Origin of the sequence: Mucilaginibacter flavus (assembly GCF_030409315.1) — a bacterium.
In the GTDB taxonomy this organism is placed as follows: Bacteria; Bacteroidota; Bacteroidia; order Sphingobacteriales; family Sphingobacteriaceae; genus Mucilaginibacter; species Mucilaginibacter flavus.
This window is the reverse complement of sequence record NZ_JAUFPS010000088.1, coordinates 1-26129: the sequence shown is the minus strand read 5'-3', so window position 1 is coordinate 26129 and position 26129 is coordinate 1. Positions and strand designations below refer to the sequence as shown.

20 protein-coding genes and 1 tRNA gene are annotated in these 26129 nt (G+C 44.3%); 7 read left to right on the top strand and 14 right to left on the bottom strand.

The genetic code is table 11. The features are described 5' to 3' along the window. Positions 1–168: 168 nt before the first annotated feature. From QWZ17_RS25450 to QWZ17_RS25440, 3 genes are all read right to left on the bottom strand, one after another. Positions 169–255: transfer RNA gene (locus QWZ17_RS25450), tRNA-Ser, on the bottom strand. Between the two features lie 403 nt (positions 256–658). Further along, complete coding sequence (locus tag QWZ17_RS25445) at positions 659–3724, bottom strand: CBM35 domain-containing protein (protein ID WP_290308152.1); 3066 nt, start codon at positions 3722–3724, stop codon at positions 659–661. A 326-nt stretch (positions 3725–4050) separates the two neighbouring features. After that, positions 4051–4704: a hypothetical protein gene (locus QWZ17_RS25440; RefSeq protein WP_290308151.1), complete on the bottom strand. Its 654-nt coding sequence runs from the start codon at positions 4702–4704 to the stop codon at positions 4051–4053. A gap of 267 nt (positions 4705–4971) precedes the next feature. Between QWZ17_RS25440 and QWZ17_RS25435 the strand changes: the two genes are divergently transcribed. Beyond that, a complete protein-coding gene (locus tag QWZ17_RS25435) occupies positions 4972–5340 on the top strand; it encodes a response regulator (RefSeq protein ID WP_290308150.1) in 369 nt (122 codons plus the stop codon). Positions 5341–5405: 65 nt separating this feature from the next. Here QWZ17_RS25435 and QWZ17_RS25430 read toward each other — a convergent pair whose 3' ends face one another. Both QWZ17_RS25430 and QWZ17_RS25425 read right to left on the bottom strand, forming a co-directional pair. Further along, entirely contained in the window at positions 5406–5903 is a 498-nt protein-coding gene (locus QWZ17_RS25430) for a luciferase domain-containing protein (protein ID WP_290308149.1), read from the bottom strand. Position 5904: 1 nt separating this feature from the next. Next, entirely contained in the window at positions 5905–6810 is a 906-nt protein-coding gene (locus QWZ17_RS25425) for an SRPBCC family protein (protein WP_290308148.1), read from the bottom strand. A 376-nt stretch (positions 6811–7186) separates the two neighbouring features. Between QWZ17_RS25425 and pruA the strand changes: the two genes are divergently transcribed. After that, the gene (gene pruA, locus QWZ17_RS25420) at positions 7187–8824 is read left to right on the top strand and encodes an L-glutamate gamma-semialdehyde dehydrogenase (RefSeq protein WP_290308147.1); all 1638 of its coding nucleotides are present in this window, start codon (positions 7187–7189) and stop codon (positions 8822–8824) included. Between the two features lie 140 nt (positions 8825–8964). On the opposite strand, the gene can is transcribed toward pruA, so the two are convergent. The 5 genes from can to QWZ17_RS25395 all read right to left on the bottom strand — a co-directional run bounded on the left by can (position 8965) and on the right by QWZ17_RS25395 (position 13368). Continuing rightward, positions 8965–9627, bottom strand: coding sequence for a carbonate dehydratase (gene can / locus QWZ17_RS25415; RefSeq protein WP_290308146.1), 663 nt, complete (start codon positions 9625–9627; stop codon positions 8965–8967). A gap of 31 nt (positions 9628–9658) precedes the next feature. Then, complete coding sequence (locus QWZ17_RS25410; RefSeq protein ID WP_290308145.1) at positions 9659–10405, bottom strand: YoaK family protein; 747 nt, start codon at positions 10403–10405, stop codon at positions 9659–9661. A 224-nt stretch (positions 10406–10629) separates the two neighbouring features. Beyond that, positions 10630–11343: a carbonic anhydrase gene (locus QWZ17_RS25405; protein WP_290308144.1), complete on the bottom strand. Its 714-nt coding sequence runs from the start codon at positions 11341–11343 to the stop codon at positions 10630–10632. Between the two features lie 10 nt (positions 11344–11353). Beyond that, positions 11354–12958 (bottom strand): SulP family inorganic anion transporter, encoded by a 1605-nt coding sequence (locus QWZ17_RS25400; RefSeq protein WP_290308143.1) that lies wholly within the window; start codon positions 12956–12958, stop codon positions 11354–11356. Between the two features lie 77 nt (positions 12959–13035). Continuing rightward, the gene (locus QWZ17_RS25395; RefSeq protein ID WP_290308142.1) at positions 13036–13368 is read right to left on the bottom strand and encodes a hypothetical protein; all 333 of its coding nucleotides are present in this window, start codon (positions 13366–13368) and stop codon (positions 13036–13038) included. A gap of 108 nt (positions 13369–13476) precedes the next feature. On the opposite strand from QWZ17_RS25395, the gene QWZ17_RS25390 reads away from it, so the two are divergent. Beyond that, entirely contained in the window at positions 13477–15018 is a 1542-nt protein-coding gene (locus tag QWZ17_RS25390; protein ID WP_290308141.1) for an acyl-CoA carboxylase subunit beta, read from the top strand. Between the two features lie 118 nt (positions 15019–15136). Continuing rightward, a complete protein-coding gene (locus QWZ17_RS25385; protein WP_290308140.1) occupies positions 15137–15577 on the top strand; it encodes a GNAT family N-acetyltransferase in 441 nt (146 codons plus the stop codon). Positions 15578–15741: 164 nt separating this feature from the next. On the opposite strand, the gene QWZ17_RS25380 is transcribed toward QWZ17_RS25385, so the two are convergent. Beyond that, positions 15742–16659, bottom strand: a complete 918-nt coding sequence (locus QWZ17_RS25380; protein WP_290308139.1) for a DUF6340 family protein — start codon at positions 16657–16659, stop codon at positions 15742–15744. A 268-nt stretch (positions 16660–16927) separates the two neighbouring features. Here QWZ17_RS25380 and QWZ17_RS25375 point away from each other — a divergent pair, with 268 nt between their 5' ends. Together QWZ17_RS25375 and QWZ17_RS25370 are read left to right on the top strand one after the other, a co-directional pair. Further along, on the top strand, positions 16928–18043 hold the full coding sequence (locus QWZ17_RS25375) for a M42 family metallopeptidase (protein WP_290308138.1): 1116 nt from the start codon (positions 16928–16930) through the stop codon (positions 18041–18043). A gap of 86 nt (positions 18044–18129) precedes the next feature. Further along, positions 18130–19032, top strand: coding sequence for a nucleotidyltransferase family protein (locus QWZ17_RS25370; protein WP_290308137.1), 903 nt, complete (start codon positions 18130–18132; stop codon positions 19030–19032). 173 nt (positions 19033–19205) lie between these two features. Here QWZ17_RS25370 and QWZ17_RS25365 read toward each other — a convergent pair whose 3' ends face one another. Further along, positions 19206–19589, bottom strand: a complete 384-nt coding sequence (locus QWZ17_RS25365; protein WP_290308136.1) for a hypothetical protein — start codon at positions 19587–19589, stop codon at positions 19206–19208. A gap of 326 nt (positions 19590–19915) precedes the next feature. Here QWZ17_RS25365 and QWZ17_RS25360 point away from each other — a divergent pair, with 326 nt between their 5' ends. Continuing rightward, positions 19916–22180 (top strand): glycoside hydrolase family 31 protein, encoded by a 2265-nt coding sequence (locus QWZ17_RS25360; protein WP_290308135.1) that lies wholly within the window; start codon positions 19916–19918, stop codon positions 22178–22180. Positions 22181–22577: 397 nt separating this feature from the next. Here the strand turns inward: QWZ17_RS25360 and QWZ17_RS25355 are convergent, their stop codons facing one another. Beyond that, positions 22578–25001: a zinc-dependent metalloprotease gene (locus tag QWZ17_RS25355; RefSeq protein WP_290308134.1), complete on the bottom strand. Its 2424-nt coding sequence runs from the start codon at positions 24999–25001 to the stop codon at positions 22578–22580. A gap of 93 nt (positions 25002–25094) precedes the next feature. Then, positions 25095–25700, bottom strand: a complete 606-nt coding sequence (locus QWZ17_RS25350; RefSeq protein ID WP_290308133.1) for a DUF4142 domain-containing protein — start codon at positions 25698–25700, stop codon at positions 25095–25097. Between the last annotated feature and the right edge of the window lie 429 nt (positions 25701–26129).

The following is a 26129-nucleotide window of genomic DNA, read 5'->3' as shown; positions in this document are numbered from 1 at the left end:
TTAAACAAATTCAAGTATTAGCATTATCAGAAAAAGTGCCCGATTATTTTGTTCTTTAATAATTCTGTAGGCATTATTTTCACCGTATTAATTCTAAAACAGTTATTGCTTTTAAGGTTTAAAAATAATAAAAGTTGAGTAGTTTGGGGTACTACTCAACTTTTCTTGCGGAGAGCTAGGGATTCGAACCCCAGGAACCTTTCACAGTTCAACAGTTTTCAAGACTGCCGCAATCGACCACTCTGCCAGCTCTCCGGGTGCAAAAATAGAAATATGCGGCGGATCGGCATTATTAATTTCAAAAATTGCAGCAAAAACTATACACCTCACTCTGTGCGAGGGATTTAATTTTTCATTTCAGCCCTTATTGGGGCAAAAAAAAGGTTTTATGCTCTTGTTTTTTGCCGGGTAAGCAGCTATTTATACCTAACGAATAGTCAATTTACGCAAACGCAGGTGAAGACTCACCCGACATCGCTACGCTCGTCACCCTCTCTTCGGCAAGCCGGAAAGAGGGGTTTGAACGCTGAATATTTTGAATTGCTAAACATCAAAGCAAAGCTAACCCGCGTTCAAACCCCTCTATGCGGCGTAGCCGGAGGGTTGCGTTCACCAAAGGCGAACCGTCGGGTGAGTCTTCTGCGCCATGCACCTACCGCTATCGTTTATAAATCTTAAAGCTCTTCGTCTTATTCTTACTATCCGTTACCGATACAATGTAATACCCCGATTGTAGCCCGCTTAAGTTTAGCTCATAATGTTTACTGTTAACGCCGCCTATGTTTTTTACAGTGGCACCGGTACCAAATGCGGTGAGCATTACAGTAGCCATCGCGTCGGGATTGTCAATATTTAAGGTATTGGCTACCGGGTTTGGGTAATAGGTAAGTTTGGTGGTTGATGTGCCATCGCTTTGCACAACATCGGGATTGGTAACGGCGGCCGAAAAATTCGCGCTTAAAGTGATGCGGTAAATAGCAGCATCGCCGGCGGGCACCGTAAAGCCGATAGAACTGGTAATGGTTGATGTTGTGCCGCCATATAACTCCTTCATGGTATATGTACCGCTTTGCAGGCCTATCCTGCTGTAACCTACCGAATACGCTTTACTACTTGTACCATAGTTAAAAGCCGCCAGGTACAGGTAATTGCCAATAACACGGGTAAACAGTTCGCTTGTGCCGGTACCGGTATTGCCATCTACCGGGCGAAACGCGATGCCGTTACGGGCGATATCCAGCACATCCTGATTTTGGAACAGACTTTGGGCAACGGTTGTCCACTGGCCGGTAGTCGAAAAATTGTCGCCGGTGATTACCGTACCCGTAATTACGCCCGATGCTACCCTCATGTGGTTGGCACCCAGTGTGGCGGTTGACAGCACTTCATGATCGGCATCAATGTAGTTGTACATATAGGTTTGCCACCAGCCGTAGTTGGTGCTGTTTAAAGTGTATTTGCTATCGCTGGTTGATGAAAAGGCATCGCAGGCAATGCGGCGCATGTGGGCGTAACGGGCAGTTGCCAAATTGGGCGATATGGCGGCGTACACCAGCATTTGCCCGGCCAGCTGATCTGTAAGGTATTCCATCCCTTTGCGGTAAGCCTCCATGCCGGTATGTACCGATGAATCATAATAACTATCGGCCTCAATAGCGGCATGACCTAAAAAGTCGATCTTGATCATCTGGAAACCGGCCGTTTTAAACCGGCCTATCATCCAGGCTATGCGCTGCTGGGTGCCGGGGTGGGTAGGATCAAGCGCGCGGCAGCCATCCAGATCATGGTATGCGCCGTTCTCTTTGGCCCATATATCGGTGTAGTTATAAGTGCTGCCCTCTACCCCGCGGCTTGTTTTACCCCAGTCCACAAAGGGTGCCCAATAAATGCCTGGCTTCAAGCCTTTAAGTTTGCAGTAATCGGCAAATTGCTTTAGTTGGGTATCATTCAGGTTATCCCAGTACGAGTCGAGATCAATATACGCCGTATTCCCGTTGCGGAACCCGGTTAACGTATTGGCAAAAAAATCGACAACCCCTTCGGCGTTGGTTAAATTAAGGCCGCTTTGGATAGATCCCCAGCTGTTCCAGCCGAAGGGCGTGGGCTGTGCCCAGTTAAAAATATAGGGCGGCTCGGCAATCCGGTTTGATTTGCCAAACTCTTCCATGCCATCGCGCCAATCATTAAAAAAGCCAACCATCACTTTGGGCGATTTGGCGTAAGTACCACCCTGACCTACCCAACCGTGGCCCTTTTTGTCGCGAGTGATAGCTTCCTGCGCTAAACCGCCAAAAACCGACAGCTGCGATAAGGTAGTGCCTGATGCCACCGCCTGGATGCCTGTTTTCCAATCGCTATGCTCAATAGAACCTAATACCATACCATTGCGGCTGGTGTTATCAAAAATGGCAGTCACCTCGCTACTGGTGGTGTTTACCCCGCTTAAAGCCTGGGCATCATAGGAGATAAAGGTATCATTATCAAAAGGCACTTTTAAAAACCGGTTGTCGCCGCTTACAGGCAACACTACGTTGGTTGATATGAGCGGCGCCATATAGTAACAGTTGGCACCGGCACCGCTTAATGAGATATCGGTATAAAAATAATTGCGGTTATTGTACACATAAAAGGTTTGTTGCATGGGGATCAATCCATTGCCTGATAAAGAAATGATATGTTTGGTTCCCGTACCCAAACCATCGCTCAATGCTGATGAACTATAAGTTCGGGTAGCGTAATTAGGGCTCGATTGCGCGTTGTTTGATTGCGCCGTAGCAATGGCATCTGTAATTACCTTGGTGCCGTTGAAATACACATTGTACTTGCCCGTAGCCAGGTTGTACTCAATGCGGTTGGTGCCGCCAAAATTGATATTTTTAATGGTTGATGGTACAAAGGCCAGGCTGAGCTTATCGGCGTTTGGCGCGTACCAGCCGTTATTATCTAACTTAATGGTGTTATTGCCGGCATTTAAAGTTACGGGAATAGTAGCCGCGGCGACGGTAGCCCAGCCGCCGGATGGCAAGCAGGCCAGTTCGGTACCCGCACCGCCATTTACCGATACGTAAAATGACCGCGGATCTTGCGTGGCATAATAAACCGTAAGGATGTAATTGCCGGCCACACCTACATTCACCGTATTGGTAACCGAGCCGGTACCTAAGTTACCTACCATAGATGTACCGGAGCATGCCGTACAACTTTGTACCGCCGCGCCGCCTGCCAGGGTGCCAGCTTCAGATTCATAATATTTAGGCGCGGTGCCAATACGGTCCACATTGGGGGCATAATCGCCGTTGTTATTGTTTAGGGTGATGTTATTGGTACCGGCCTGCAGGTTTATCACCAGGGTAGCCGTGGCAACGGTGCTCCAACTGCCCGAATTGCAGGCTATAACCACGGCCGCATCGTTGTTTACGGTTACGTAGAGGTTGCGCGGATCAGCCGAAAGGTAATTAACCGAAAGCGTGTATTGCCCGGCGTTGGCCACGGTTACAGGGATAACTACCGTGCCGTTTGTTGGCCCGCCCAGGTACCCCACGTGTTTGCCGCCGGAAGCCGCGCTGTTGGTTTGCACCACCGCTCCGTTTGAAACTGTACCTGTTTCGGCCTCTACCCAGGTTTGGGCAAAGCCGTTTACCGTGGCAAAAAGCAGGCAAAGTAAAACAGTGAGTTTAATACCGCGCGAACGCAGCAAGCCGGAGATTAAGTAAAAACATTTCATAGTGTATGATTTAGATAATTGGTTTAACCTGTAAATGCCGCGGGGTGCCGGCATTAATCACCAAAATGCTTTTAAATAACCTCACAAAAAACCACACGACAAAAGTTTATAAACCCCATTTTTCAATGGGTTATAAACAATGTATATCTATAAAAATCACGGATCAGGAATTAAAGGCTGTGTTTTATAACAAACTCATTAACATTCAGGCCGCGGCATAATTGGTAAGCTAAAGCTAATTGGTATGCTTATCTTAAAAAATGGAGAAAACTATGAAAGGGATGCACTATACTATTGTTTGCGTTAACAGCGGCCAAAAATTGCTATTACTTGTAATCCTTTTTTATATTTTTTGCTGAAAAGATACTATCCGCCTGATATCTTGAAATTTGCCGACTGCTATCGCCCAGGCTATAATAATAAAAAATAGAATCCTTACCTTTTCCCCTCCCGTATTGGGTTCTGATTGCCATATCACTTAGGGGGCCTTCTATTGGCTTAAGCTCATATTTATCATCTTCAAAATCAATCTTGTAAGCAGAATCTAAAACAATGGTTTTGGATTGATGCCCAATAGTACTATCCTTAGCCTGCCACGTAACTGAACGATCTGTTCTGTCTTTTATCTCCCAATTTGGCGGAATTTGTGGTGTGCCCCGTTTTTGCCTTTCCCGATTATAACCCCAACCAAACTTATCCAGCCGAACGTCACTATTGTATCTGCTTACTTCATGATACCCAAAGTAAACCTGCCAAAAAAGCATCATGCCCACAGCGCCGGCTTTTGATAGCCGGGATCTGTCTTTATCAATATAAACTCCAATAGATGCGGTGATATAAATGATAGCTAACCCAGCCTGTTTGCCCCATAACCAGTAAACGGATTGTATTTTATGCGTGCTATCAACATAAAAAACCCAACCAAGGTATATGAGGCAAAAAACAGTAAGAACTATGCTTAATATGGTACGTTTTTTCATTAGGTTTAGGATGTGCTACCTCGGTTGCTCGCTAATTTGTGAATACCCGTTTTTGGTATGCGTTTACGGCTATCGCGCAATAAATTTATGTTAATTACAACTGCATTGCAAATCTATCGTTACAAGCATGAATGATAAGTGTATCTTGTAAAAATTTAAGACATATTATTTATTGGTACTCGCCCAGATACTTTTTTACAGTTTTAAATGGGGTTTCTGCAAACACTTTCCCCCTAAATAGCGTTAAATGCAAAAATTACATAGCCGATGACCAGACATGTTGTACTGATAGAAGACGATACCGATTTACGCGAAAGTATAACACTGTTGCTGGAGGCAAATGGCTTCCGGGTAACGGCACTCAAGTCAATCATCACTCCCGAACACCTGATTGGGTTAAAACCCGATTGCTTTTTATTAGATGAGCAATTACCCTATTTGAGCGGTCATATCATCTGCATATTGCTAAAGTCGAAACCCGAAACAAAGGATATCCCGGTGATTATGATGTCGGCCCATGAGGAGATTGAGAATTATGCCTCCCTGGGTACAGCCGAGGCTTTTATCAGCAAACCGTTTGATAATATAGCGCAGCTAACCGCGCTTATTGAAAAGGTGCTTCAGGAAGCAGCGTAATACATATCCATAACTGAGCAGGCGGGCCACAAGGCTGGAGCCTTGCGGCAGCAATGATGGTATTATTAATTACTTCTAAACTCGATAGGGGTTTTCCCGGTTTTTTGTTTAAAAAGCTTGTTGAAATCCTGCGCGAGCTTCCTTCCTCTTTCCCCTATCCTATCATACCCCAACCTCAACAACTTCAGCGCATATCTAACATCATCCTCATTGCGGATGTAAAAGCTTATCCAGCCCGTGTTTTTGAAGGAGTGATGGTCAGTAATGAGGCCTTGCCGCATCAGTTCGGCTTTTATTTTGCGGGTGAGCAGCATATCCAATAGTCCGTTACTGTGAATGTGGCCGATTTCGGTTTTGTGCCGGTCAAACTGTAAGCCTCCGTATTTGTGGTTATGGGCCGTAACGCTTGGTAGCTTACGCATGTGAGTTTCTATATCGTCTATCCAATCCAGCAGCATGGGCCGGGTGAGCAGGGTATAAATTTTTAACCAGGCATCAAATACAACGGGCAGGCCGGGCACAAATTTTAAAAAGCCAAAATATTTGATGGTGAATAAAAACATATTACCGGGTTTCGCTAAGTTGTTTAATATGCTCCATCACCCGCAGGTGCACATTGCGGGTAATGCTTTGCGCCCACAAATCATAATACCAAACCGGGAACACGTATAAGCGGTACCAGCTGTTGCCAACTAAAGTTGTAGTGCCGTTGCCGTTGTCCTTCAGTAAAAACTGCCCGCGCAGGATGTCGATATGACCCATAATCTCCGGATCGCGCGGTTGGTGGGTTACGTCGAAGGTGAGGTTTTTGCCTTCATCGTAGGTAACTATCTTTTCATCAAACACATAACCATTGCTAAAAATACATTTGCGCCTGGCTCCCAGGTAATAGCCCTCTACCGTCGACTCTACCGGACTGGGCATGCCGGCCTTAAACAGCCAGTATTTGTTTGGCGAAGTGTTCCGTTTGTAAGCCACCACATACTTCCACACCTCGGCAGGCGGCGCCTTAACCACCATAGTATCGGTCACCTCGTTTTCATAGTGGTGGGTTGATAGGGAATCGGCTACAAAAGCCAGCAGCATGAGCGAGATTATGCTGATATTAAGAGTATTGTTATCGCGCCGGAACATGTGCCGGCCTAATAACCCACCCAACAGTATAAAGCAAAGCAGCAACGGCGACACGATGAACAGGCAAATGATCCCTTCGCGCAAAAAAACCGCGCTAAGCACAATAGCTATAAAGCAGTTAACGCATGATGCCCAGGCAAGCGTTTTGGTACGCATGCCATACTTGCGGGTAAACCAGGCGTACATCACACCCATCAGCATGGGGATAATTACAAACTCGGCATAAATAAGCACATTGGCATCATGCAGCAACAGTTTGTTAAGCCCAATGAGTACAAAGGCCAGCACGTTTGATGCCGCGTAGCCTTTAAATTTTGCAAGTTCCACTTTGTTCATGATAAGGTATGTTTATGGTGATTTTTTTGAGTTTAAATTCCGATGCTAATTTACTTATATTTTCAACAATTCCAAATATACTGAATTTTCAATAAATAATGTAAGTTTAAAAATCACAACCAACAGGAATCCTTTTAAATTTTTTCAAAACCGCTGCGTTTGGTTGTTAGTTAGTGCTTATTTGGTACACAAAAGGATGCCAAACTGAGTTGAAAAGGAGTTAGAAAGGTGTAGTTTGGATATTAACGGGTGCTTTAAAAAGTTGTGGATCTACATCGATTTGGAGCCTTCCCCTCCATCAATATTTTGACAATCCATGCATCCCCCATCCTATTCAAAATCCGTATCTTTGCACCAATTTAATTGACGACCCATTATGCTTAAAGGATTTTTTAATGTCCCGGCTCCCGTAAACGAGCCGGTTTTAAACTATGGCCCCCGAAGTTTGGAGCGCGCTGCACTCAAAGCCGCTTTAGATGAGGCCCGCGCGCAACAGTTAGACATACCCATGTACATTGGCAGCCAGGAAGTACGTACCGGCAGCAAACTGGAAATTCGTCCGCCACATGATCATCAGCACCTGTTAGCTACCTTCAGCGAAGGTGATGCCAGCCACGTTACCGCCGCCATTGATGCAGCCCTTGCCGCCAAGGCCGACTGGGAAAACCTGCCATGGGAGCAACGTGCAGCCATATTCCTGAAAGCTGCCGAACTGATTGCCGGTCCGTACCGTGCAACCATCAACGCGGCTACCATGCTTGGTCAATCAAAAAACGCCTACCAGGCCGAAATTGATTCAGCTTGCGAACTGATTGATTTTCTACGCTTTAACGTAGAATACATGACCGAAATTTACAAGCAACAGCCACCAGTATCCGGCAAAGGTGTTTGGAACCGTTTGGAGCAGCGCCCGCTGGAAGGCTTTGTGTTTGCTTTAACGCCGTTCAACTTTACCGCTATTGCCGGTAACCTGCCTGCATCTGCTGCTATGATGGGGAACGTTGTGGTTTGGAAACCTGCTTATACACAGATCTATGCCGCCAACGTGATCATGAAAATCTTTAAAGAAGCCGGTATACCTGATGGTGTTATCAACCTGATTTATGTTGATGGCCCGGTTGCAGGCGAAGTTATCTTTAACCACCCCGATTTCGCGGGTATTCACTTTACAGGTTCAACCAAGGTTTTCCAAAACATCTGGCAAACCATTGGTACCAACATACATAAATACAAAACTTACCCACGCATAGTAGGCGAAACCGGCGGTAAGGATTTTGTATTGGCCCACCCAAGCGCCAATGCCGATGTAGTGAGCACCGCTCTTGTTCGCGGCGCGTTTGAATACCAGGGACAAAAATGTTCGGCTGCTTCAAGAGCTTACATCCCGGCTTCATTATGGCCGGCTGTTAAAGCCAATATGCAGCGCGATATCACCTCGTTTAAGATTGGTCCGGTAGAGGATTTTGAAAACTTTGTGAACGCCGTAATTACCGAAGTATCATTTGATAAACTGGCCAAATACATCGACGCGGCTAAAACCGACGAAGGTGTTGAAATTGTTGCCGGTGGCAGCTATGACAAAACCAAAGGCTGGTTTATTGAGCCAACCGTACTTAAGGTAGATGATCCTTACTACGTAACCATGTGCGAGGAGCTTTTTGGCCCGGTATTAACCATTTACGTGTACGAGGACGATCAGTTTGATGAAGTGTTGAACATTGTAGATAAAACATCAATCTACGCGCTAACAGGCTCTATCATATCCCAGGACCGTTATGCCATTGCCAAAGCTACCGAGCGTTTACGCAACGCGGCAGGTAACTTCTATATCAACGATAAGCCAACAGGCGCGGTAGTTGGTCAGCAGCCATTTGGCGGTGCCAGAGGCTCTGGCACAAACGACAAAGCCGGATCGATGATTAACCTGCTACGCTGGGTATCCCCCCGCACCATCAAAGAAACCTTTGATCCACCGAAGGATTACAGGTACCCATTTTTGGCTAAAGAACTGTAGGGGGAAAGAATCAAGAGTCAAGAATCAAGAGTTAAGACTTTTGCCGCCTTCATAAGCAAAAAGGGCCGGAAATTCGAATTTCCGGCCCTTCTTTATTGCAGCTGTCTTGATTCTTGACTCTTGATTCTTGACTCTATAGATTACTCGAATTTAAACACGTCGCCCAGCTTGGTGTTGTTGCTGGTGCTCACTTTCATGTCGTTTATTTTGCCGGTGGCTAAGCTGTATACCCAGCCGTGTACAGATAGTTCCTGGCCGTGTTTCCAGGCGTTTTGTACGATGGTGGTTTTGCATAGGTTATAAACGTTTTCAACCACGTTTAATTCCACCAGGCGACTGGCACGTGCGTCATGGTCTTCAATAGCTTCCAGTTCGGCAGAATGCAGGCGGTAAACGTCTTTAATGTGGCGCAACCAGTTGTCAATCAGGCCAAATTCTTTGTTGCTCATAGCGGCAATTACACCGCCACAGCCGTAATGACCTGTTACTATTACGTGTTTTACTTTCAGCACGTTTACGGCATAATCCAGTACCGATAGCATATTCATATCCGAGTGTATAACCATATTGGCGATGTTACGGTGTACAAATATTTCGCCCGGCGAGGTGTTGGTGATCTGGTTTGCGGGTACACGGCTATCGGCACAGCCAATCCATAGTACCGGCGGGGTTTGGCCGTTGGCCAGTTTTTCAAAAAACTTTGGGTCTTCGGCTAAAGCATCGGCAATAAATTGTTCATTACCTTCCAAAAGGCTTTCGTAAGTGATGTGACTGGTGTCGTGTAATAACTTTTTAGCGCACATAGTTTTTTAGTTTTTAGTTTAGAAAGATGTTTTATACCGAACTGCTTTTCTCGCCCCCAAATAAACGCGAAATTTTATAGAGGGCAATGGGCGACAGATCATAGTACAATATTGTTAACAAAATTAGTGGAATGAAATAGAATATCGCAAAATCGTACATATTAAATAAAATGCCGCCGGCTATCGCCCCAATCAAATAAAACGACAATACCGTTAGGCGTATGTATATTTTATTGCGGATCACATCGGTTTTAGCAATTCTTGGGTGCAGCCATTCGGATATATCGCCGCCCAAATCGGTAAATAAACCGGTGAGATGGGTAGATTTGATGAGTCCGCCGGATATGGTTGACACCAGGCCGTTTTGCAATCCCATCGAAAATATGATAAACCCGATCACAACCTCACGTTCAAGATCTGTTTCGCGGTAAAAGTTATGGCCGTATATCGCCACAAACAATAACAGTACGGTTTCCATAGCAATAGGGATGGAATGTGCCTTATAGCGGCTTTTATGCTCAAACGAACGCACAATAAAGTTTGATAAAAATGCCCCGGCAAAAAACATCAGCAGCCAGATGGCAAATACAATGATCTCCCTGAAATTTTGCTGTACAATATGTTTAGCCAGGTTAGCCACATGGCCAGTTATATTGGCCGAGAAGGCCAAAAAAGCGACCATACCCGCAATATTGGTTACCCCGGATACAAATGCCGTTGACGAAGCGAGCATCAAATTTTGTTTAAGCGTACGATCTTCTTTTGATTGCCTAAGCATATAATTATTAAGCGGTTGTACTTAGGGTAAATTTAGTATAAAAAATTGGCCTCACCTAAATCCTCTCCAAAGGAGGGGACTTTAAAAGAATAGTTTAAATATTTTGAACTTTCCAAAACACGCAAATCAAAAGTCCTCTCCTTTGGAGAGGATTTAGGTGAGGCTAAAAATCCCGGCCGCTTTCGCAAGCCGGGATCGAACCAGATTAAACAAACAAGTTCTTCTTAGTGCGCGGCCACCGCGTTAACACCGTCAAGTTCATATACATAGCCCAAATTATTGGGGCTGCTGCTGGTTACTTTTAAATCTTTTACCAAACCGGTACCTAAGTTTATCACCCAGCCATGTACCTCCAGGTCATGACGTTCCATCCACGCGTTTTGGATAATGGATGTTTTGCAAAGGTTATACACCTGCTCGCTTACATTGAGCTCAACCAGGCGGTTTAGCTTCTGGGTTTCGTCAGTTATGCGGTCAAGCTCGTAGCTATGCAAACGGTACACATCTTTAATGTGGCGCAACCAGTTGTCAATCAGTCCAAATTGTTTATTGCTCATAGCAGCGGCAACACCACCGCAACCGTAATGACCGGCTACAATCACGTGTTTTACCTTAAGTACATTTACGGCGTAATCAAGCACGCTCAGCATATTCATATCCGAGTGTACGCATACATTGGCAATGTTGCGGTGTACAAACACTTCGCCGGCTTTGGTGCCGGTAACTTCATTGGCCGGTACACGGCTATCTGAGCAGCCTATCCATAATACCTGTGGCTGCTGACCTTTAGCTAATTTTTTGAAAAAGTCGCTGTCTTCGCCTAACTTCCGCTCTACCCATTCGGCATTGCCTTTAATCAGGGCGTTGTAGCTATCAGCCTGGGCCAGTTTGATGTTGGTGGTATCTATTACTTGTTTTTTATTTTCTGTTGATGACATGATTTTCTTGTTAGTTAGGGTTATAAATTAATTCTTTCAAAGGAGGTACATCGTACTTATCCCTTATGTTTAATAATTGCACCAATATGCCTTTAGTAAAAGCATTGTGCTTGTAATTATGGATGATCTCCAACACATCCGGATCAATGTAACGCGAGTTTGAGCCATCAATCACTACATCGGTACCACTTGGCAAACTGGTTAACGTAACCTGTATAGCCGCCTTGTTTAAAAAGGAAACCTCCTCGGCCAGCTTGATGTTGATGGTCTTTTTATCACCGTTTTTCACTATCTGGTAAAAGTAGGGATTGCGTAAATTGGTGCGTAAAATATAGAAGATGCCTACCAGCATACCGATGCCTACGCCTATCAAAAGATCGGTAAGTACCACCGCTATGATGGTTACCACAAAAGGTATAAACTGATTTAGGCCCTGGTGCCACATATGTTTAAACAAACCTATGCGGGCCAGTCTGTAACCTGTCATGAGTAATATTGCCGCCAAACATGATAACGGAATCATGTTGATAAGCACCGGTATAAACAACAGCGATATCAGCAACAATAAACCGTGAACTATGGCGCTCATTTTGGTGCGGGCACCCGAGTTTACGTTTGCAGATGATCGTACAATAACGGCCGTCATGGGCAAGCCGCCCAAAAAGCCGCTGGTAATGTTACCAATTCCCTGCGCCACTAATTCGCGGTTGGTAGGCGATACGCGTTTAATAGGGTCTATCTTATCTACCGCTTCCAGGCTTAACAAGGTTTCTAAACTTGCCACTATGGCAATGGTGAAAGCCGAGATCCAAACCTGTTTATTGCCAATGGTGCTAAAATTGGCCGATTTAAACAGTCCAAAAAACTCATTGCTGCTATTTACAATCGGGATATGCACAAACTGCTTAGTAAGCAAGGCCAAACCTGTTCCTTTAAACACAGTGCTTAAAATAACGCCGGCAACCACTACCAATAACGGGGCGGGCACCATGGCCATCTTTTTAAACTTTGGCCAGTATATCATTATCAATAATGAAACCACTGCAATAATGATAGCACCATAGTTTACCTTATGCAAAGCGCCTAATATTCCCGAAAAGCTGTTATGCTCATCGGCCTGGCTAAAGCCTTCGTCGCCTTCAAAATCGGCATCGTAACCAACAGCGTGCGGAAACTGCTTCATAATTAAAATGATCCCAATAGCCGCCAGCATCCCTTCAATTACTGACGATGGGAAGTAATTGGCAATAGTACCGGCTTTTAAAACGCCCAGTATTATCTGGAAAAACCCGGCAAGTACAAGCGCCATCAGGAAGGTTTCGTACGAGCCAAGCGTGGTTATGGCGTTCAGTACAATAACCGTTAAACCAGCCGCCGGACCGGCCACGCTGAGTTGCGACCCGCTTAAAGAGCCTACTACTACGCCGCCAATAATACCGGTTAGCACACCCGCGAAAAGCGGCGCGCCCGATGCCAGGGCAATACCAAGGCATAAAGGCAATGCTACCAGGAATACTACAAGACTGGAGGGAAGGTCTCTTTTTAAGTTTTTGGGCAAAAAATATTTTTGTAGGTTAAGATCGCCCACGGCAAATCCACCTTGCTTAATTGACATAAGAATTGTGTTTGGTTGAAAATTTAAATGAATTGTAAAGCGTTACAGTCCGGATATGTTGGTATCCGGTTAATCATTTAAACGTTGGGAGGCGGGGTAGGTACTACCGGGTGGTAAAGCTGTATGAGTAAGCTGTGTTCCTGGTTATGGAGTATGTTGCTTTCGTTGATGAAGGTTATAAACTCCACGCTGTGAAAATAGTACTCGTCAAAAACCTTTTTCTCTTTAAAAGTATCCTTATCCGGCGTATCTTTTTCAGATTTTGTTTCCTGCTCCAATTGCATGATAACCGCCCTTACGGCTTTGCAGTCAAGTGCCAAAAACGCAGGTGCAAGTGATATGCCCATCTTTATTAAAAAGACGCCCATAAACAATGCAACTATTAACGTTTTGAAATTCCTCGACTTCATTGTCACAAATATAGATAAAAAACATTCTTTTAAATCAAGTCGAAATCAGTTTTGCGGCTATCTTACAATTTAATTACTATTTTTATCAGGTTACAAACAACCTGAATTGTGGATAAAAAGCTTGGAGTATTAAGGCAAAAACGCCAAAAGGCGCTGGAAGGTGGCGGCACGGTACGCATTGAAAGTCAGCATAAAAAAGGCAAATTAACAGCACGTGAAAGGCTTCATTTTTTATTGGACGAGGGTTCGTTCCAGGAAATTGGTATGCTTGTGGCCCACCGGTCGACAGATTTTGGGATGGAGAAAGAAAAATATCCAGGCGATGGCGTTGTAACAGGTTACGGTACCATAAATGGCAGGCTGGTCTATGTATTCTCGCAGGATTTTACCGTTTTCGGCGGGTCGTTATCCGAAACCCATGCCGAAAAGATCTGCAAAATTATGGACCTGGCCATTAAGAATGGCGCACCGGTTGTGGGTTTAAATGACTCTGGCGGCGCGCGCATCCAGGAAGGCGTGGTATCTTTAGGTGGTTACGCCGATATCTTTTACCGCAATACCATGGCGTCGGGCGTGATACCTCAAATTTCGGCCATTATGGGCCCCTGCGCGGGCGGCGCGGTATACTCCCCTGCCATCACCGATTTTATTTTGATGGTAGAGAACACCTCCTACATGTTTGTAACCGGTCCAAATGTTGTAAAAACGGTTACTCATGAAGTTGTTACGTCCGAAGAGCTGGGCGGAGCTAATACTCATGCAACCAAATCGGGCGTTACGCATTTTGCCTGCGCCAATGAGATAGTGGCCATTCAAAATGTTAAAGCGCTGTTAAGCTATATGCCGCAGAACTGCGAGGACAGGGCACCGGCATTAGCGTACGAGATACAAAACGAACTTAGGCCTGAACTGGATACCATACTTCCAGAAATCGCTTCGATCCCTTATGATATCCGCGAGATTATTGACCATGTAATTGATGCCGATTCGTTCCTGGAAGTGCATAAAGATTTTGCCGAAAACATTGTGGTTGGCTTCGCAAGACTTGCCGGGCGTAGTATTGGTATTGTTGCCAATCAGCCCGCGTTTTTAGCCGGCGTGTTGGATATCCATAGCTCAACCAAAGCTGCCCGCTTTGTGCGTTTTTGCGATAGTTTTAATATCCCTCTGTTGGTTTTTGAAGATGTACCCGGCTTTTTGCCCGGCACCGACCAGGAATGGAACGCCATTATAACTAACGGCGCCAAATTATTATACGCCTTTTGCGAGGCCACCGTGCCACGCGTTACCGTAATTACCCGCAAAGCCTACGGCGGAGCTTATGATGTAATGAACTCCAAACACATTGGTGCCGACATGAACTATGCCTGGCCAAGTGCCGAAATCGCGGTAATGGGCGCCAAAGGCGCTGCCGAAATCATTTTTAAACGGGAGATCAGCACCGCCGAAGACAAGGAAGCCAAATGGAAAGAAAAAGAACAATTGTATTCAGATACCTTTGCCAACCCCTATCGCGCCGCCGAACGTGGTTTTATTGACGAGGTAATTGAACCCGCCGAAACCCGCGTAAAACTTATCCATGCTTTTAAAATGCTTGAAAATAAAGTGGTGAATAACCCGAGAAAAAAGCATGGGAATATTCCATTATGATTTGGGATTTCGGATGTTCGATTTCGGATTTATTTTGATTTGCAAGGTAGATAAATATCAATCTTAATAAATTTGAACGCTATTTCGTTTCAATAGGAAGCACAGCACTATATCTAACATGACTAAATTCGAAATCGAACATCCGAAATCCGAAATCAGCGTGGAACAAATCCGTCCCGAACTTACCTGGAAATTGCGACAGCAGGTGCTTTATCCAGCGCAAACCGTGCGCGAAATGGGAATGGATGAAGATTACGACGGACTGCATTTTGCCGCCTTTAAAGACAACTATATTGTGGGTGTGGTATCCCTGTTTCAGCGTGGCGATGATTTCCAGTTCCGCAAATTCGCTATAGATGAATCGGTGCAAGGATTGGGGATTGGCCGGCAATTACTTGATTATATCACCCAGTTTACCATTATAAACGGAGGCAAGCGTATCTGGTGTAATGCCCGCGTATCGGCACTTGACTTCTATCAAAAATCGGGCTTCACCACCACCGACGAGATATTTTCAAAGGGTGGATTTGATTACGAAATATTTGAGAAAAACTTGTAGACTTTTGTCTGAACCGGGATTTATGGGATTAAAGGATTAACAAGATTTTTTTTGTCTCGTCCTGAAAAAAAGTCTACACTTATTTCTGACTGCAAATCAAAATCCAAAAAATCTGATGAATCTGTTTAATCACGGTTCAGACAAAATCATCTGCACACCCCAAATTATTCCTTCATCAAATCAACAATCAGCGCGTTGGCAAAATCGTTGCGGTTTTTATCGTTTGATAGTTTGGCGGTTTTAAGGGCTTCTTCAATATCGCCCTGGGCTTCATAAACTACAGCCAGGTTGTACGCGGCTTTGCTGGCCAGTTTTTTATCTGGTCCGTCTATTAATGGGTTAAGGATGTTGTAGGCCAGGTCAAATTTGCCTGCTTTTATATGGTTCACGCTTGATTCCAGCATATCTCCGCCGCCGTAAAGCGGGCGATCGTTTGTTATCGAATATGGTAAATAATCTTTGAAAGCATCTAAAGTGGCATCCGCTATAGCCCTATTGAGTGCGGGGATGGTGCTTCGGTAAGTAGGTCGGTAAAACATGGAAGAAAAACCTCCTCCATAGCCTTCATCCTGCTGCACTTCGGCCATTCCGCTGAGTTTCTTTGAATAAACACCATTGCTTTCATGCAAAGAAAAACGGGTTTTAACTTTAGTGGCATAATAAGTATAGGCCATACCCTGGTTATAACTGGTTTCGGTATAAACGCCGGCGCTTACATCATTTAACTCCAGTACGTAATTTGCTTTATACTTTTTGGCTAAAACTTTAACAGAATCGGCATTGGGGATAAAAGTTACCGAATCAACCAGGTTAATGATGCCAACCTTAGGTAAGTATTTGAGCTGATTAGCCGCGGTTGATAAAGCGGTAACACCCATCTTTTTTAAAACGCTAATCCTCCGCGGGTCTTTTACTTTTGATGAAGTATCGGGGTTAAACCTGCTAACTATTACAACTGTTGATGTATCCAGGCTGAAGCCCGTTTTGGGGCCGTAATTAACCGGCACCGTTACATATTGCACCACATTACATGAGGCCAAACAGACAATTACAGGGATAAAAAAAAGAAAGAACCGCTTCACGATTTGATAAGAATTAAATAACAAAATCAAAATTATACTAAATAACCCACATTTACAGATTACTGTAAAGCGTACATTTAATGACAAAAAATTAATGAAAAGGTTTAATTGTATGCATAATTAAAAAAAACATCAAATAGGGTTGCTTAAATATTAAATTAATAATAAAAACACTCGTTTGTTTAAAATATGGCAAGTTATTTTAATGTCATTTCCACAGGTTTGTTATATTTGCTTTATTGCATACTTATAGGTTACTACAAATAACATGGCTAAAAAAAAATCAGATGCCTCACCGCATATTTCTGTTGTAAACGAAACCTCGCTATCTTTTTTAGAAAAATATATTAATAACGCTTCGCCTACCGGTTTTGAATGGAAAGGCCAGGAATTGTGGTTAGATTATTTAAAACCTTACATAGATACCCACTATGTAGATAACTACGGCACCGCTGTAGGTATCATCAACCCAAAAGCCGATTATAAGGTAGTTATAGAGGCCCATGCCGATGAAATTTCATGGTTTGTAAACTACATTACAAATGATGGTTTAATATACGTGATCCGTAACGGCGGATCTGATCACCAGATAGCGCCTTCAAAAAGGGTAAACATTCATACCGATAACGGCATTGTAAAAGCAGTATTTGGCTGGCCGGCTATCCACACCCGTTTAGGCGGCGAAAAGGAAGAAGCCCCTACGCTTAAAAACATCTTTTTAGATTGCGGCTGCACTTCAAAAGAAGAGGTAGAAAAATTGGGAATCCACGTAGGTTGTGTTATTACCTATGAGGATGAATTTATGGTACTTAATGATCGCTACTATGTAGGCAGGGCTTTGGATAACCGGGCAGGTGGTTTCATGATTGCCGAAGTTGCACGTTTGTTGAAAGAGAACAACATTAAATTGCCGTTTGGCTTATACATTGTAAACGCCGTACAGGAAGAGATTGGCCTGCGTGGCGCCGAAATGATAGCCCACAAAATAAAGCCAAACGTGGCCATTGTTACCGATGTTACGCATGATACCCAAACCCCAATGATCAACAAGATAGTGCAGGGTGATTTGGCTTGCGGCCGGGGTCCGGTGGTATCATACGCTCCTGCAGTACAAAACAACCTGAACAAGTTGCTGATAGAAACCGCTCAAAAAGCCGAGATCCCTTTTCAGCGCCAGGCTTCGTCACGCTCAACAGGTACCGATACCGACGCGTTTGCTTATTCAAATGATGGTGTTCCGTCGGCACTTATTTCATTGCCGTTACGCTACATGCATACCACGGTTGAAATGATCCACAAAAATGATGTGGATAACGTGATTCGCTTAATTTATGAAACCTTGCTAAACATTAAAGCCGGTCAGGATTTCAGGTACATCAAATAAATAAAAAGATTAAAACAATTTTACATTCCTAAACGCTTATTCACCATTATTAAAAACGATATTAGATACATACCCCACTCATACTTATGAAACCAACATTATTAATTTTGGCCGCCGGAATGGCCAGCCGCTACGGCAGCATGAAACAGGTTGACGGCTTTGGCCCAAACGGTGAAACGATTATTGATTACTCTATATATGATGCCATAAAAGCAGGTTTTGGCAAAGTAAGCTTCATTATACGTGAAGAATTTGCCGAAAACTTTAAAGCTATATTTGAGCCAAAGCTTAAAGGCCGCATTGAAACCGACTACGTTTTTCAAAGCTTCGACCTTAAACCTTTTGGCATTGATAAAACCATTGAACGAGCCAAACCATGGGGTACAGCGCATGCCGTACTTGCCGCGCGTAACCAAATAAACGAACCATTTTGTGTAATCAATGCCGACGACTATTATGGTTACGATTCATTTGAAAAAATGGCTAAGTTTTTAACTACTGAGATCACAGATGATACCTATTCATTGGTAGGTTACCAGATTGACCGCACACTTTCTGATTATGGATCGGTATCGCGCGGTGTTTGTAAGGTAAATGATGAAGGTAACATGATTGAAATTAACGAGCGCACCGAAGTTTACTTTAAAGAAGATGGCAGCGTAGCTTATAAGGACGCGACCGGCGAACATTCATTACCAAACGATACCCGTGTATCTATGAACTTTTGGGGCTTTACCCCGGCTGTGTTCAAACAAAGCGAAGACATGTTTACCAAATTTGTTGAGGCTAACGAAAACAACCCAAAATCGGAGTTCTTTATTCCTTTGGTTGCCGATGAGTTGATCAAATCTGGTACAGCATCATTCAAAGTTATCCCAACCGATTCAAAATGGTTTGGTGTAACTTATAAGGAAGATAAACCTATTGTTCAAAAAAGCATTTCGGCATTGGTAGAGAACGGAACTTATCCGGCTAATCTTTGGGATTAACGCCCAACTCAAAGTCGTGCTGAACTTGTTTCAGCAACCCACAGGACAGTTAAACCTCATGATGTATACTTAGCGCGTGGGGTGCCGAAACAAGTTCGGCATGACTGGAAAAAATCATAAAACAAGAAAATCCCGCTATGGCGGGATTTTCTTGTTTTATAAGGTTACTGCACTCAGTCAACAAAAAAGAACCTTTTTTTATTATACTCATCATAAACGTGGATGGTTTTGGTAACCACTTCATCGTTTGATCTGATCTCGAATTTGTAATCGCCGTTATCAAGGTTGGTTAATACGTAACCTTTGGCAACATCAACTTTGCTTGGCAAAAAGTCTTCCATCAGGATGTTGTTTGCCTGGTCAAAAATGGTTACATATGATTTGCTGGCTTCGGCTTTTGAAATCATTACCGCAACACCACGCTCATGTTTTAATGACGATACGGTGATCACGTCTTTAGTTTCGGTGGTATGTGGTTTGGCGTTTACAGCAGTTGTAGTAAAAATGCCTGCGCTTAATAACAAGAATAATGCTGATAATTTGATTGAATTTTTCATGATCGTTTTTATTTTAAAATGTTGTTTTTAAATGTGTTTGTTATTTTCAATATCCAAAACAACAACATCTTTCAGGATCAAAAAAATGCGATAGACCACCTCCTTATAAGAATAGACGAAGGGTAAATCACAGTCGGTAAACCACTATATCAATGTTAATAATCAAGCGATTATACTTTTATAGTTCAAAACATGGGCTTCGTCGATGCTTTTGTTTCGCTCGTCGGCTGTGATGGGCTCTTCCGTTGTTTCACATTAAAAAAAACCAACAATACCTATATGCGTTCCTTTTTTGTGCCCCGGTAATTAACAGGGCTATTTTTACAATGGAAACAGTAATAGCAGGGAACGTACAAGGGTTTAAACAACAAGCTGGTGTGCTAAATATACAGATAGCACATGCAGAGGCTAAGGTATTCATATATAGCCCAACCATCATCCGCGTAAGCATCAGTAAAAAGCATGCCGATACCGATGGCTCTTTCGCGGTGATCAGGCAGCCATTGGCCGATTTTGATGTGGATGAATCTGCAGAGTTTATCAAAATAAACACCACCGCGCTAAAACTTCGCATCAGTAAATCGCCTTTAAGGTTTAGCTTCTTTACTGCCGATGGCAAGCCTCTTAGCGAGGATGATGCGCGCTTTGGCACCACCTGGCAGGGCGAACGGGTGATTACCCATCGTAAGCTATATGCTGATGAAAAGTTTATTGGCCTGGGCGAAAAAACGGGCAACCTGAATCGGCGTGGTACATCATACACCAACTGGAATACCGACGCGGTTGATTATGGTCCAAAATCTGATCCGCTTTACAAAACATTTCCATTTTTTATAGGGCTACATAGCGGGCTTACCTATGGCTTATTTTTAGATAACACCCACAAAAGCTACTTTGATTTTGGTGCCACTACCGATGATGAAATGAGCTGGTTTGGTGCCGATGGCGGCGACCTGAATTATTATTTTTTTGGCGCGCAGGGCGTAGCAAAAATTATTGAGGATTACACCTGGCTCACCGGTCGCATGGAAATGCCGCCTCTGTGGAGCCTGGGCTACCAGCAATGCCGCTGGAGTTATATGAGCGCCAAAGAAGTTTTAAAAATTGCCAAAACCTTCCGCAAGAAGAAAATTCCGGCCGATGTGGTGTATTGCGATATAGACTATATGGAAGGCTTTAAAATTTTTACCTGGAACAAAAAAACGTTTGCCGATCCTCAGGGTATGATGGACCAGTTAAAGGCAATGAATTTTCACCTGGTTACCATTGTTGACCCCGGTATTAAGATTGAAGAAGGCTATCACCAATATGACGAAGGCATTGCTAATGATTATTTCGCCAAATATCCCGATGGCGAAAATTACACCGGTTACGTATGGCCTGGGCGCTGTCATTTCCCTGATTTTTTTAGGGAAGATGTGCGCGAATGGTGGGGCGCGGCTTTTACCTCACTAACGGATGTGGGCGTTGATGGTTTTTGGAACGACATGAACGAACCGGCAGCATGGGGCCAAAATATGCCCTGGATTGTAAAGTTTGGCGATAAGTATATGCCCGAAGTACGGAATGCTTACGGCATGCAAATGGCGCGGGCCACTTATAACAGCACTAAGACCATCTTAAAAAATAAACGGCCATTTGTACTAACCCGCGCCGCATATGCCGGCACACAGCGCTATTCGGCTGTTTGGACAGGCGACAACATGGGTACCGATGAGCATATGTTGCTGGGGCAGCGATTGGTAAACAGCCTGGGCATTACAGGTATGTCTTTTACAGGTGTAGATATCGGAGGCTTTACCAGCAATCCAACGCCGGAGCTGATGGTTCGCTGGAACTCATTAGGAGTTTATACCCCCATGTTTCGCAATCATGCCATCAAAGGCAGCAAAATGCGCGAGCCCTGGGAATGGGGAGCGGCCAACGAACAGATCATCAAAAAAGATATTGAACAACGTTATCGCCTGCTGCCTTATATTTATTCGGGCTTTTATCAATCTGCCTTAAATGGCTTACCCATTAGCCGCACGCTGGCTATTGAATTTCCGTTTGAAGAAAAGGTTTATTACGAACGTTTCCAAAACCAATTTATGTTTGGCGATAACCTTTTGGTGGCCCCGGTTGAAAGCGATAAAATGAACACGGAAGTATACCTGCTCAAAGGCGATTGGTACCGACTTAGTACCGACGAAAAGTTGAAAGGCGATAAAATTGTGAACGTACCCTCGCCATTAACAGATCTGCCTGTATTTGCAAAAGCGGGCGCAATAATCCCTATGCAAAACATTGTGCAAAGCACTACAGAAAAAGGCGACGGCATTTTACAGCTGCATGTTTGGAACGGCAAGGAAGCTACCGAATTTATGTACTACGAAGATGACGGCGATAGTTATGATTATGAAAACGGGGCTTATTATAAACGTATAATCCGCTTTGATCCTAAACACAAAATAGTGCGGCTTTTGGCTGTGGAAGGTAGTTTTGTATCGAGGTTTAGTAAGGTGAAAATAGTGTGGCACGGGTTCGAAACACAAAACAAGCCAATTACATCCATCCCGTTCATTAACGATGTCATCGAACTTAAATACTAGGGAGTTTCGGAACTTAAGAAGCTGTTTAAAAACGAATAAATAAAATTACTATATCCGTTACGTCATTGCGAGTTGTGAAATCCGGAGACTTTGAAAGTGGAAATGACAACATCAAAAAAAAAGAAAAAAAATAGGGTCATGCTGAGCCTGTCGAAGCACGCGGGCAAAGGCCTCTGCGCACGACCCTTCGACAGGCTCAGGGTGACAGGCCGCCTTACTTTAAAACATAACTTGTCATGGGTAGGTACGAAGCAATCCCCGACTGTACAGGGCGGATTTGCATATTCGATCTGCCTCTTGGGGATTGCTTCGTACCTCGCAATGACGGCTTTTATATGTTTTTAAACAGCTTCTAAGATTTGCGAAGTTTTAAAAACTTCGCAAATCTAATCGTCTTCTACTCCATCCCAATCGGCGAACCATCGGGCATATTCAATGTCGGTGCCGGTTCAAATTTATCAGGATTATTTTCAAACTGTTTGATCTCGGCTAAACCAAATAACAGATTTGCTTTGCGACTATCTGTAACGTTGACAACTGAGGTTTGCATCCATTTTTTTAGCTCATCTATTTGTAGCAATGCGATGCCACGTACACTGGCCGGTGCGCTTTTTGTTGCGGCAAGCGTAAGAATTTGTTTAAGCACCAGATTATTTACTAAACCTTGCAATTCGCCTTTATAGCCTGCCGGTTGCGGGGCTTTCCAGGTTTGGGCTACCAGTTTATTAAGCACGGGTAACAAGCCGGGCTGTGTGTTATCTCTCGATTGATATTCCACCAGGCGCACGGCCCGCTCTGGCTGCAGCATAAATGAAAGTGTCGCGCCTGCGGCAGATTCTGCGGCAGCCATCGGATCAAACGTTAATCCGGTGTGCGCTTTAAATGTTTCCCTTGTACGTGGATAACCAATCGGGCGTGGCGGAATTTTTTCGATTAGCTTTTCGGGCAGGGCAAGCGCATCGGGGGTAATGGTGCCCATCAAGGCATTAAACGCTTTCCATTGCTCGGCTGGGGGCACAAAACGGGTGATAGTTTGTCCGTCGTTTTTTAAAGCGAACGTATAATACAGGCCGCCCAACATTTTGGAGGTTGCTTCGGCCTGGAAACGGTGCAGCAAATACATCGGCACCAATACCTCTTCTAAAGTGGCCATTGGCGCATCCTGCCGGATGGCCTTTTCAGAAAAATTATCCAACACATGTTTACGCAATACCATCAGCCTGTTCAATTCGTCGGCAGCGTTGTTGCCACTATCCCAAAGGTGGGCTTGCGGATGGGCGCTGCCAGCGGGTCGGGCGTCATCGTCAGATATAAATAAAAAGCCTTGTTTAATGGTTTCGGCGATAATGCCTTTTAAAGCATCGTACTCATTGGTGCCGTTTGCAAAATCCTGATAACCATAAAGAATAGCCCGTTTATCGTACTCGCCAATTTCGGTACGGTAGGCTTTACTCAGATCGATAGTGCCATCGGTGTTCAGGCTGATCACCGGTGGCGGGTAATCCATTACCGAAGCCCTGCCGTTTACGCTGGCGGTAAAGTTATGCTGTAGTCCTAAAGTGTGCCCAACCTCGTGCGCGGCTAACTGGCGCAGGCGGGCAAGGGCAAGCTTCAACATTTTATCGCTGGTGGGTTTGCCATCTTCATAGGGTTGTACCAGGCCTTCGGCAATTAAAAAATCCTGCCTATCGCGAAGCGAGCCTAAAGAAACCTGGCCTTTAATGATCTCGCCGGTACGTGGATCGGTGATTGATTCGCCATAGCTCCAGCCACGCGTTGAACGGTGTACCCACTGAATGATATTATACCTTATATCCATCGGATCGGCATCCGCAGGCAGCAATTTTACCTGGAACGCGTTTTTATAACCAGCCGCCTCAAAAGCCTGGTTCCACCAGCCGGCACCTTCCATTAAGGCGCTGCGCACCGGCTCGGGGGCGCCCCGGTCAACATAATAAACAATAGGGTCTACGGCTTCGCTAATGGCAGCGGTTGGGTCTTTCTTTTGCAGGCGATGCCGGGTAAGCATTCGTTTCATAATTGGCTCATCTATCGGCGTGGCGTAGTCCATGTACTCCACATCGTAAAAACCAGAGCGTGGATCAAACTTGCGCTGCTTGTAATTGCCATCGGGCAGTTTTATAAAAGACTGATGCATCCGCACAGTTACCGCGTTAGCATCCGGCGTTACCGAACTAATCTCATAACCTTTTCCTTTACCGGCCAACGTAATGGTGGCCTCAAACTCCGAGTTATCGGGAAAACTTTTGGTATTGGGTAAATAAACGGCCGACCGGCTTTCATCAAACCCAAAACTGCCCTGCCCATTATCATTTAACCTATCGGCTATTTTATGGCTATCTCGAAGCAAAAAAGGCGTGAAATCTACCAGCACTTTATCACCCACCTGCGCAACAACCGTGGTGCCCCATATGGCCGATTGCGCAAAGGCTTCTTCTACAGATTTACGTTCATCAAGATTATCGCTGATGGCGCGGTAGCTGTAATTAGGTTGCACCAACATTACTTTAGGTCCGCTTTTGATAAATTTTACAATGCGGCTATTGCCAATCTGGCCCCGGTCAAGCCCAAGATCATTGGAGCCTACCCCAGCCGGCAGCGAGTTAACGTACAGAAATTCCTGGTCGAACTTATCAATCTCCAAATAGATCTTACCGGACTTTTCATCCCAATAAAAATTGAAATAGCCGGTGTGTTTGCTGAGGCCTTTGGTTTTGGCATCAATGTCATCTCCCTTTTGGGCTTTAACATTTAAAAACGTTGTGCTGAGGAAAAATAAGAGGAGGAAAAGTTTTTTCATAAGGGCCAGTCGTTGTTAAGCCCTAAAATAGGTATAAAAACAGAAAGGAGGTACAATTACCTCCTTTACTGTCATTTATAAAATCAGCATTAATTATTTCATGCCTTTTTGAATAGTTTCGATCTCGGCCAGGTGGCTTTTGATGGTAGGCAATGTTTTAACAGCAAAAGCTTTCAAATCGGCATCTTTACAGTTTTTTGATGCATCTTCAAAAAGTGATTCTACTTTTTTGTGACCATTAACCATGGCATCCACATAAGCCTTATCAAAATCTGCTCCCGATTTTGCAGCCAGATCGGCTTTCATTTTTTGATGATCGGCATCAGGCTCGTTTGGTAAAGTGATGTTTTTGGTTTTGGCGATAGCCATTAATTCTTCGTTGGCTTTGGTATGATCGGTAACCATCATAGCACCGAAAGCTTTTACTTTAGCATTAGTTGCCTTTTCGCTGGCCAATGTACCTGCGGCAACCTCAGCTAAACCGGCATTTGCGGCGGCTGTAGCAAATTTGGCATCATCTTTATCAACCGCGATACCTTTTGCGCCAGTAACACCGGCGGTATCTTTAGCGGCCATGGTTGATGTATCCTTTACGGCGTTTACACTATCGGCAGCTCCCTTGCTGTCTTTTGATCCGCCGCATGATTGAAACGATAAGGCAGCTATGGCCGTAATCGCTATTAAACTTAACTTTTTCATAGTAGTAGTGATATGTTGTTTTTTATTTACAACATATTTCTTTAAGATAAGTTTTGTTTTCTTAAAAGTAAAATACAGGAATTGCTGATCAACAGAAAAAAAGTGTGGCAATGTGCGATTCCTTCCTTGGGGAAGGAGGCAATGTCATTAAGTTAAGGATTTAATGTTGATTTTAATATCGAACACTGAATGTCCAATATCGAATAATGAAGTAAAGCACTTCGGTGTTGGACATTCGAAATTCATTATTCGATATTATTTCTAAGTCTGTTTTTCCTTAACTTAATGACATTGGGGGAAGGAGGAGGTAGGGGTTTGATGAACTATTCGTTAACATGACGGATGGTCGCACGTAGAAACCCCTCCCTGTCTTTGCGCTCATTTCCGGCGCACCCCTCCCAGGGGCTACTGTGTGTACACATCTTTTAG

Excerpts from the sequence above, each read along its gene's own strand:
- QWZ17_RS25445 (WP_290308152.1), bottom strand. The coding sequence starts at position 3,724 with ATGAAATGTTTTTACTTAATCTCCGGCTTGCTGCGTTCGCGCGGTATT.
- QWZ17_RS25440 (WP_290308151.1), bottom strand. The coding sequence starts at position 4,704 with ATGAAAAAACGTACCATATTAAGCATAGTTCTTACTGTTTTTTGCCTC.
- QWZ17_RS25435 (WP_290308150.1), top strand. The coding sequence starts at position 4,972 with ATGACCAGACATGTTGTACTGATAGAAGACGATACCGATTTACGCGAA.
- QWZ17_RS25430 (WP_290308149.1), bottom strand. The coding sequence starts at position 5,903 with ATGTTTTTATTCACCATCAAATATTTTGGCTTTTTAAAATTTGTGCCC.
- QWZ17_RS25425 (WP_290308148.1), bottom strand. The coding sequence starts at position 6,810 with ATGAACAAAGTGGAACTTGCAAAATTTAAAGGCTACGCGGCATCAAAC.
- pruA (WP_290308147.1), top strand. The coding sequence starts at position 7,187 with ATGCTTAAAGGATTTTTTAATGTCCCGGCTCCCGTAAACGAGCCGGTT.
- can (WP_290308146.1), bottom strand. The coding sequence starts at position 9,627 with ATGTGCGCTAAAAAGTTATTACACGACACCAGTCACATCACTTACGAA.
- QWZ17_RS25410 (WP_290308145.1), bottom strand. The coding sequence starts at position 10,405 with ATGCTTAGGCAATCAAAAGAAGATCGTACGCTTAAACAAAATTTGATG.
- QWZ17_RS25405 (WP_290308144.1), bottom strand. The coding sequence starts at position 11,343 with ATGTCATCAACAGAAAATAAAAAACAAGTAATAGATACCACCAACATC.
- QWZ17_RS25400 (WP_290308143.1), bottom strand. The coding sequence starts at position 12,958 with ATGTCAATTAAGCAAGGTGGATTTGCCGTGGGCGATCTTAACCTACAA.
- QWZ17_RS25395 (WP_290308142.1), bottom strand. The coding sequence starts at position 13,368 with ATGAAGTCGAGGAATTTCAAAACGTTAATAGTTGCATTGTTTATGGGC.
- QWZ17_RS25385 (WP_290308140.1), top strand. The coding sequence starts at position 15,137 with ATGACTAAATTCGAAATCGAACATCCGAAATCCGAAATCAGCGTGGAA.
- QWZ17_RS25375 (WP_290308138.1), top strand. The coding sequence starts at position 16,928 with ATGGCTAAAAAAAAATCAGATGCCTCACCGCATATTTCTGTTGTAAAC.
- QWZ17_RS25370 (WP_290308137.1), top strand. The coding sequence starts at position 18,130 with ATGAAACCAACATTATTAATTTTGGCCGCCGGAATGGCCAGCCGCTAC.
- QWZ17_RS25365 (WP_290308136.1), bottom strand. The coding sequence starts at position 19,589 with ATGAAAAATTCAATCAAATTATCAGCATTATTCTTGTTATTAAGCGCA.
- QWZ17_RS25360 (WP_290308135.1), top strand. The coding sequence starts at position 19,916 with ATGGAAACAGTAATAGCAGGGAACGTACAAGGGTTTAAACAACAAGCT.
- QWZ17_RS25355 (WP_290308134.1), bottom strand. The coding sequence starts at position 25,001 with ATGAAAAAACTTTTCCTCCTCTTATTTTTCCTCAGCACAACGTTTTTA.
- QWZ17_RS25350 (WP_290308133.1), bottom strand. The coding sequence starts at position 25,700 with ATGAAAAAGTTAAGTTTAATAGCGATTACGGCCATAGCTGCCTTATCG.